The sequence below is a fragment of the Caballeronia choica genome, from assembly GCF_001544535.1.
GTDB lineage: Bacteria > Pseudomonadota > Gammaproteobacteria > Burkholderiales > Burkholderiaceae > Caballeronia > Caballeronia choica.
In genome coordinates this window covers 1-8,277 of record NZ_FCON02000229.1, presented here as the reverse complement: position 1 = coordinate 8,277, position 8,277 = coordinate 1, and the positions used below count along the sequence as shown (strand labels likewise).

The 8,277-nt window shown below is 59.6% G+C and carries 5 protein-coding genes and 2 pseudogenes; 4 read left to right on the top strand and 3 right to left on the bottom strand.

Going from position 1 to position 8,277, the window contains the following annotated elements:
- Positions 1 to 634: 634 nt before the first annotated feature.
- Positions 635 to 1,411: a hypothetical protein gene (locus AWB68_RS40525; protein WP_087649801.1), complete on the top strand. Its 777-nt coding sequence runs from the start codon at positions 635 to 637 to the stop codon at positions 1,409 to 1,411.
- 105 nt (positions 1,412 to 1,516) lie between these two features.
- Here the strand turns inward: AWB68_RS40525 and tcuC are convergent, their stop codons facing one another.
- Positions 1,517 to 2,851 (bottom strand): tricarballylate/proton symporter TcuC, encoded by a 1,335-nt coding sequence (gene tcuC, locus AWB68_RS40520; RefSeq protein ID WP_087649802.1) that lies wholly within the window; start codon positions 2,849 to 2,851, stop codon positions 1,517 to 1,519.
- 551 nt (positions 2,852 to 3,402) lie between these two features.
- A complete protein-coding gene (locus AWB68_RS40515) occupies positions 3,403 to 4,446 on the bottom strand; it encodes a LacI family DNA-binding transcriptional regulator (RefSeq protein ID WP_087649800.1) in 1,044 nt (347 codons plus the stop codon).
- A gap of 322 nt (positions 4,447 to 4,768) precedes the next feature.
- Here AWB68_RS40515 and AWB68_RS40510 point away from each other — a divergent pair, with 322 nt between their 5' ends.
- From AWB68_RS40510 to AWB68_RS40500, 3 genes and pseudogenes are all read left to right on the top strand, one after another.
- Positions 4,769 to 5,932 (top strand): L-talarate/galactarate dehydratase, encoded by a 1,164-nt coding sequence (locus AWB68_RS40510; RefSeq protein ID WP_087649799.1) that lies wholly within the window; start codon positions 4,769 to 4,771, stop codon positions 5,930 to 5,932.
- Positions 5,933 to 6,114: 182 nt separating this feature from the next.
- The gene (locus tag AWB68_RS40505) at positions 6,115 to 7,053 is read left to right on the top strand and encodes a 2-hydroxyacid dehydrogenase (protein WP_087649798.1); all 939 of its coding nucleotides are present in this window, start codon (positions 6,115 to 6,117) and stop codon (positions 7,051 to 7,053) included.
- A gap of 45 nt (positions 7,054 to 7,098) precedes the next feature.
- A pseudogene (locus AWB68_RS40500) lies at positions 7,099 to 7,845 on the top strand (aldolase/citrate lyase family protein); the annotation flags it as partial.
- 315 nt (positions 7,846 to 8,160) lie between these two features.
- Here the strand turns inward: AWB68_RS40500 and AWB68_RS47540 are convergent.
- Positions 8,161 to 8,277 (bottom strand): annotated as a pseudogene (locus tag AWB68_RS47540) (IS5/IS1182 family transposase); the annotation flags it as partial.

The following is an 8,277-nucleotide window of genomic DNA, read 5'->3' as shown; positions in this document are numbered from 1 at the left end:
CGGAAGTAGCGGTTCGATCAGTGCCCACAGTTCGTCATCGATGATAGGTGCCGGCATTCCTTGATCCGTTGTTCAGGTATCCAAGGTTAACCGTTTCGTGGAAAAGTAAACAGCCCTTCCGAGATCTTTTTGAACTGGCCTTTTACGGATAAAGAGAGGCGCGGCAGCGGCCGATACCGGTCATCTTCGTCGACCAACCGCGGATCCGCAGCCCGGTTGGCCCGCGGGCTCGCACGAGGGCGCCTCAGCATCGCCAGGTCCGCATGCGCGGTTGTCGTAAGCGGTCCTTCGAAACACCGGACGAGTTCGCGCATCAAGTCTAGGATACGGCCAGCTTTGTTCTCGGCATTCAACTGAACCGCAGCAACTGGCTTAGGTGGGTTTGATCGCCGCTCTGCGGCGCCCGTTGACATGCAGCTACAGTAAAGAAGCTTCCCGCCCTTCTTAATCGGACGGAACGCTCTAAAAAGCTGCTTGCGCCCTTCCCGCGTGGGTGTGAGTGCACGTCAGCACTTTCTTCGCTAGCGTAATCCGTGAACACGGTCAATAAAACCAGCGAACGTCAACAGTCGCCGGGGCACACTATACAATCAGATAGCTGCGCTCTCCCACCGACCTTCCGAGCGATGCCGCCATGAGCCGTGTCAGCAATACCCGGCTAAGTCCTCGCGAAGCCGCCGCCCTTCTGGTCGCCGCCGATCGGAGGGAGCACGCCGAACGTGCGGGTGCGGCGGCCGCAGAGCAGGCTCGGTTTCAGACCCAGTTAGAGGCGCACGCAACCCGGATCGTTGAACTGGAACGCCGGCTAGCGGCTCAGGCAACGGCCGCGGAAGCGGCGCGCGCGCGCATTGCCGCACTCGAAAAGCAGCTTGACGAGGCGAGGGAACAGGGTGAAACCAAACTCGATGCGCTACGTGCGACGCACGAACTGGAAGTCGGCGCACTGCGTGCCGCGACTGTCATGCGCGATCAGTCGTTTCAGACGGAACTGGACAAGGCCACGCAGCAAATGGAAGGCGACGAAAAGCGCATCATGAAACAGATCAGCGAGGCGCGCGCCGACCAGAAGCGCGCCGAAGCCCTGCTGATGAAAATGCAGCAGACGAACGAGTCGTCGCTGAGCGAAATGAGCGCGCTGCGTGCCGAACTGGCTGACAAGACCTGCATCATCGAGCAGCACAAGGAGACGACAGAAGAAAAAGAGGCCGAACTAATGAAGCTGCGAGCTGAACGGGGAAATCTGCTGATCGAATTAGCTGCGGCGCGCAGCAAGCTCGAAGTCAGTGAGGCGCCCGTGGCGATGCAAGAGCCGTGCGCCGCCGGGGCGGAATCCGCAGCGACGCAAGCGAAAGCGACGCGGACTCCTGGAGCCGGACGCGGCAAAGCCAGACGCAAATCAAAAATAGAATAATAGGTGACCGCGCCGTGCGGCCGTCTTACGTCGCGCTCACGAATCCGACTGTTGCGCCGAGCCAAGGCAGGATCGGCCATAAGTGGCAACCTTTTTTCGCCACAACTACTGAAGCGTATCCACCTGACGCGCTGCTGTCTTTTTCTTGTCCAACGCGAGCGCCGAGAGGAGACTGATGGTTGCATTGATTGCCAGCCAGACGCCGACCATCGCACTGCTGTGAAAGGTGTGGGTCAGCCATGTCAGGATGGCAGGTGTGAAGCCACCAAGAACGGCAGCGGCTACTGCCTGGGCGAACGAGTACCCAGAGGTTCGCGCATCGGGAGGAACAAGTTCGACCATCGTCGCGACCTGAACGGAACTGTATGCCGCATAGATGAACGAGAACCACAGTTCGACAACGGCGAACTTGAAGACGGTAGCGTCGGCCGCGAGCCACGACATCGCCGGATAGGCGGTCACGGCGGCCAGAAGCGTCACTACGATTAACACCGTGCGACGATTGAAGCGGTCCGCTACCGCCGCCATGATGGGCAACCAGAACAGGACGGACAATCCGCCGAAAAAGAGAACAATGAAACCGGCCGACTCTCCGAGGTTGAGGCTCTTGATGAATGTCGGGGCATACGTGGTGATGGTCTGAGAAGTAACGGTCGCCATGGCCACCATCCCCATGCAGAGGACAATTGTCCGCCACCCCGATACGAGGCTCGTGCAAATCTCAGACATCCTGGGTGTTTTCGTTTTCGCCGCAAAAACCGATGTTTCGGCGAGACTGGACCGCAGCCAAAACATGACCGGGATCACGGTGCACCCGAGAAACAGAGGGATCCGCCATCCCCATGCGTGTAATTCGTTCGGAGCAAGCCAGTAAAGCAGAATGAGGCCGACCAGCGAAGCAACCATGACAGAAAGCTGCTGACTGCCTGCTTGCCAGCAAGTGTAGAACGCGCGCCTTCTCGGTGGGGCTATTTCAGCTAGGTAGACCACGACTCCGCCGAGTTCGGCCCCGGCCGAAAAGCCCTGCAGCAAGCGACCGCAAAGCACAATGATCGGAGCGGCGATGCCGATGCTCGCGTATGAGGGCGTGCAGGCGACCGAAATGATTCCAAGCGACATCAATGACAGCGCAAGAATCAGCCCTTTTCGCCGGCCATGACGATCGGTGTACGACCCGAGGACGATGGCCCCAATGGGCCGGGCAAGAAATCCGAAGGCGAAGGTCATGAGCGACATCATCAGCGAGAGATACTCGTTGTCGCTCGGAAAAAAAGTCTGGGCAATATATCTGGCGTAGTAGCCGTAGATCATGAAATCGTAGATTTCGAGCGCATTACCGGCCACCACCTGAATGATCGGCTTAATGGCTACTTTCGATTTCTGGGAGTTCGAATCCGCAGCGGGCGTGAGTCCTGCCGGTGCAACCACAGTGTCCTTCATCATCTACTCCCTCGAGATTGGGGTTCATCGCTTAGCCGGTCACATGCGATTCTTTATGCACAGCCCCTAGATCGCGGCCATTTCAATAAACAGCTGCCCAGGCGCTATACAACGCAAAAGATTGCGCAATCATTTGCACGAATGATTGCGCAATCTTTTATCCCGAACAAGTCGGGTTAACGTGCAAACGGATGCTTACGCCCCTACGGATGAGCCCTCAAAGGAAGTGCGCCGAGTTGGGTCGCGTCGTCGTGCGCCGCCAGATAGTTCCGACGAGATTTTGGTCACTCTGTGTCTTCGATTTGCTGTGACGAAAGGGAAAAACGATGACGTTCGCTCAGAACAGATGCCGGGCGGCGTCCACAATCAGCACGAGCAGAACGCAGATCGTCGAAGCTGCGGCATCGCCGCGCGCCCCGTTCGACACGGAGCGTCCATCAACGATTAGAAGGCCGTGCACGTCAGCACCGCACGATAGACCAGTGGCTTATACGCGAGCAGAGGAAGCCGTCGGTCATAGCGCAGGCCAATGCCGCGACGATCAACCACCGTCAGGCACTCTCCCGATCGATGATCGAAAAGCCTGTATCCATTCTCACGGCAACCTGATCTTTATCCGCCTCGGCAGCAAAGCGCGCGAGCAAAGCCGCCGCGGCGTTTTTCCCGATTGTCGCTCCATCGACGCGCACTGTAGACAGCGCTGGATAGACGTGGGCGGCCGTGCTCAGGTCGCCGAAACCCATGACTGCCACGTCACCAGGCACATTCAAACCACGGCTCGCCGCCTCGGCGAGGACGCCTTGCGCCAAGGTGTCGGAACTACAGACCACGACCTCAGGGCATCCAGACGTGATCATTCTGCTCAACCCCTCTCGCCCACCCTGCAAGGTCGCCGGCGCTTGCAACACCTCGAACGGCACATTGGTCTTGCCATGGCTGGCCAACTCGTTGATCAGGCTTCGGCAGCGGCGCAGTCCGCGAGGATCGTCGACCGAAATAACCCCGAAACGCTGATACCCCTTTCTGATAAGGTGCCGCGCCACCTCGGCACCCACTTGCTCGTGCGAAAACCCGATGACCATGTCAATCGGCTTGTCCGTCAGGTCCCAGATCTCGACAACTGGAATTTTCCCTTTGGTCAGCCGTTTGATGGTTGCCTCAGTGTGGCTTGTCCCGGCAAGCACGATCCCGTCGGGGCGGCGTCCGAGAATGGCCTCGACCAGTTCCTCCTCGCGGGCGGTCGAGTAGCCGGTGAGGCCGAGAAGGGTCTGATAGCCCGAAGCGGTCAGGCCGTCCATCAACGCCTGGACGGTATCCGCAAAGATCGAATTGGCGATTGTTGGAAGCAGGATCGCGACCAGACGACTCTTGCTGCTCGCAAGCCCGCCGGCCAACATGTTCGGGACGTACCCCGTCGCCCGCACGGCCTCGCGCACCTTTCTCGCCGTGTCGCTGCGTACGAGTTCCGGACGATGCAACGCACGTGACACGGTCATGGGCGCGACGCCGGCCACCCGCGCGACGTCGATCAACGTCACACTTTCCGTCTGTTCGGGGATCGCGACAGACTGGTTGCGCGCAATTTTCTTGGCCATGCCGACTCCAGTGGAAAGGCTGTAATTCTAGCTGCGACAGGGCAAAGCGCTTGATCGTCAGGCGTTGTGCCGCTGGGCGCGCCACCGCTTCTGACAAAACCACCGCACCGGGCGCACTTCGCGCCATTCCAATCCGTGCACTAAGTGTAAACGACAGTGATTGCGCAATCAAAATATGTTGAATGATTGCGCAATCATTGTATGATCGAGGCATGGAAGCTCAAGCGTATCGACCCGGAGGACAGACTTACCCCGTACGGATGAAACCCCGCCACGTTGATGGCAGTACCGCAAACTATTCGTATTCCCAAGGACCCTATTCATGAAGATTCTCAATACGCTGAATGCCGACACCGCAACGGACGACCGCATCGAATGGGTGCGTGTTGCCTCCACCTTTCTGCCGCTCGCCAATCCGATCAGCGATGCAAAGGTCCTCACCGGTCGCCAAAAGCCGATGACCGAAATCGCGATTTTGTTCGTCGAGATCGAGACCGCCGACGGCCACCGCGGCCTGGGTTTCAGTTACTCGAAGCGCGCTGGCGGCCCCGGCCAGTTTGCGCACGCCAAAGAGATCGCGCCAACGTTAATCGGTGAGGACCCGAGCGATATCGCCAAGCTCTGGAACAAGCTTGCCTGGGCCGGCGCCTCGGTGGGCCGCAGCGGTATGGCCGTCCAGGCGATCGGCGCATTCGACGTCGCGCTGTGGGACCTGAAGGCGAAGCGTGCGAACTTGTCGCTGTCCAAGTTGCTCGGCTCGCAGCGCGACTCCGTGCGCTGCTACAACACCTCGGGAGGCTTCCTGCACACTCCGCTTGAACAATTGCTGACGAATACCGACGCCTCGCGCGAAAAAGGTATCGGCGGGATCAAGCTGAAAGTTGGACAGCCCGATTGTGCGCTCGACATTCATCGCGTCGAAACCGTGCGCAAGCATCTGGGCGACGCGTTCCCGCTGATGGTAGACGCGAACCAGCAATGGGACCGGCCGACCGCGCAACGCATGTGCCGCACGTTCGAGCAGTTCAATCTGATCTGGATCGAAGAGCCGCTCGACTGCTACGACGCCGAAGGACATGCTGCACTTGCCGCACAGTTCGACACCCCGATTGCCACGGGTGAGATGCTGACGAGCGTCGCTGAGCACTGGGAGTTCATCAAGCTTCGCGGGGCCGACTACCTGATGCCGGACGCGCCGCGGGTCGGCGGCATCACGCCGTTCCTCAAAATCGCCGGCTTGGCGGAGCACGCTGGGTTGATGCTTGGGCCCCACTTCGCCATGGAACTGCACGTACATCTTGCGGCCTGCTACCCGACCGAACCGTGGGTCGAGCACTTTGAGTGGCTCGAACCACTGTTCAACGAAAAGCTCGAGACGCGCAACGGTCGGATGATCGTTCCAACGCGCCCCGGGCTCGGATTAACGCTCAGCGATCGCGTCGCCGGATGGACGGCCCAAGAGGTGGAAGTCGGCAGTCGCGCGTGACGGGTCGAGCTCGCAAGCCGCGACCGCTTTGAGACGCGAGGATCGCGGGACATTGGCGCTCGCGATGCCCGGTGCCTCCCGCTACCCAAAGGTCCGGAAAATGATGGCAGAGCGCGGCCTCGCGCTTCCTTCGTTTTCAGACTCACCTCCAAGGACCGAAACACCTTTTCGAAGGATCTCCAATGAAGCCCGACATTTTGTTGATCAACCCCATGCTCCCGGTTATCGACGAGGCGCTATGCACGTCCTATAACGTTCATCGCTATTACGAACAGACCGATAAAGACGGATACATCCGTGAGGTCGGCGGAACGATTCGCGGAGTCGTGACAGGCGGTGCCTCCGGCATCGGCAAAGCGCTGATGGAGCGGCTGCCTGCGCTCGAAGTGGTGGCAGTCAATGGCATCGGGACAGACGCCGTCGATGTCGAACAGGCGCGCGCTCGCGGCATCCATGTTTCGACGACACCCGGCGTCCTGACGGAAGACGTCGCCGACCTGGCCATCGGTCTCCTGATCGCTGCATGCCGGGGTCTGTGCGCCGGCGATCGCCATGTACGTGAAGGCAAGTGGATTAAAGGCGGGTTGCCACTCGCCCGCAAGTTCAGTGGAATGCGCGTGGGCATCGTCGGCCTGGGACGAGTGGGCCGCGCGATTGCCACGCGAGCGGTGGCCTTTGGCTGCCCGATCAGCTACACGGACCTTCACGCGATTCCTGACGTCCCGTACAACTACATTGGCGATCTCAAGGACCTGGCGCGAGCGAGTGACGCGCTCGTGCTCGCTGCTTCGGCGGACGATGCGCAAGGCATTGTCGATGCTTCCGTACTGGACGCGCTCGGCCCGAAGGGCTATGTCATCAATGTGGCGCGCGGCAAACTCGTCAACGAGCAGGACCTGATCGAGGCGCTCGATCAAGGCCGAATCGCGGGCGCGGGACTGGACGTTTTCGTTGATGAGCCCAACGTCCCGCCAGCCCTCTTCGGCATTGAGCGAGTAACGCTCCAGCCGCATCGCGGAAGCGCGACGGTCGAGACACGTACCGATATGGGCAACATCGTGCTCGCCAGCCTCGCCGAGGCGTTTGCCGGACACAGGCCGGGAACGAGAGTCACGACTTGAGCGTCGCGCCTTCATCGCCCACGATGACGTCATGGCGATCTCACCTCGGTTCGCGAGGGCAAGACCCTGGTTAGATGCTGGGCCTCGCTCGCAAGCCCGATCACCACCGAGTTGCTGGGCCTGGTGGGATTCGACTGGCTGCTTCTCGACGCAGAACACGCGCCGAACGACGTCCTTACGCTCATCCCAAAACTGATGGCGTTGAAAGACAGCTCCGGCGCACCATTCGTACGTCCGCCCGCGAACGACAGCGTCGTTATCAAGCGCATGCTCGACGCGGGCTTTTTCAATTTCCTGATCCCATTCGTTGATAGCGCCTCCGACGCCAGGCGGGCGGTCGCCGCCACCCGCTACCCACCCCTGGGCGTCCGGGGCATGTCGGTTGGTCAACGCAGCAATCGCTATGGAACCGTTGCTAACTACTTCGAAGTGGCGAACGACAACATCTGTGTCGTCGTGCAGATCGAGAGCCGGGCCGTGGTCGAGGCGATCGACGAAATCACTGCGGTCGAAGGCGGCGATGCCGTCTTCGTCGGGCCCTGCGACCTCGCCGCAGCCCACGGCCACATCGGCAATCCAAATCACCCTGAGGTTCATCAGGCCCTCGCACATGTGTTCGAGCGCGTCAAGGCAGGCGTTGAGCCAAGCGGCATCCTTGCTCCCGTGCAGTAGGATGCCGAGCGCTACCTATCAATGGGCAGCACGCTCGTCGCGGTGTGCGCCGACATGGGTCTTCTCAGAAGCGCGGCGCAAGCCGTGCAAATTCATTTCGTGCAAAACAAAGGCGCGTGAATCAACTGAAATCACAACGATTGAGCATCGGATCAAACCAGATCGATCAGCTTGCTGGATATCATTTACTCATAAGTCAGGAATTTTGCGGACACATGGCCTATGCTTGAACGATAGCTCTTAAAGGCCAGTTCAAAAAGATCTCGGAAGGGCTGTTTAGGAAGGTCTGAACAACCCGTTTTCTGCTCTGGATATCTAACTGGCACACTCAGAATGAAGATTGCATCGTCATTTGCGCCACGCTGGACTGCATTCTGTTGCGCCTGGGCAACCGGCGTACCGCTTTTGCGGTACGTCTTCGCCCTTCATTGCTCTTCACAGCTTTCTGCGCGCCATCCACAGATTGGCCAACGCAAACTGCGTTTCGATCTGAGCCGTGTTCTTCGCCAAGCCGCGGTACCGCGCCTTCATATATCCAAACTGCCGTTTCAG

Excerpts from the sequence above, each read along its gene's own strand:
- tcuC (WP_087649802.1), bottom strand. The coding sequence starts at position 2,851 with ATGAAGGACACTGTGGTTGCACCGGCAGGACTCACGCCCGCTGCGGAT.
- AWB68_RS40525 (WP_087649801.1), top strand. The coding sequence starts at position 635 with ATGAGCCGTGTCAGCAATACCCGGCTAAGTCCTCGCGAAGCCGCCGCC.
- AWB68_RS40515 (WP_087649800.1), bottom strand. The coding sequence starts at position 4,446 with ATGGCCAAGAAAATTGCGCGCAACCAGTCTGTCGCGATCCCCGAACAG.
- AWB68_RS40505 (WP_087649798.1), top strand. The coding sequence starts at position 6,115 with ATGAAGCCCGACATTTTGTTGATCAACCCCATGCTCCCGGTTATCGAC.
- AWB68_RS40510 (WP_087649799.1), top strand. The coding sequence starts at position 4,769 with ATGAAGATTCTCAATACGCTGAATGCCGACACCGCAACGGACGACCGC.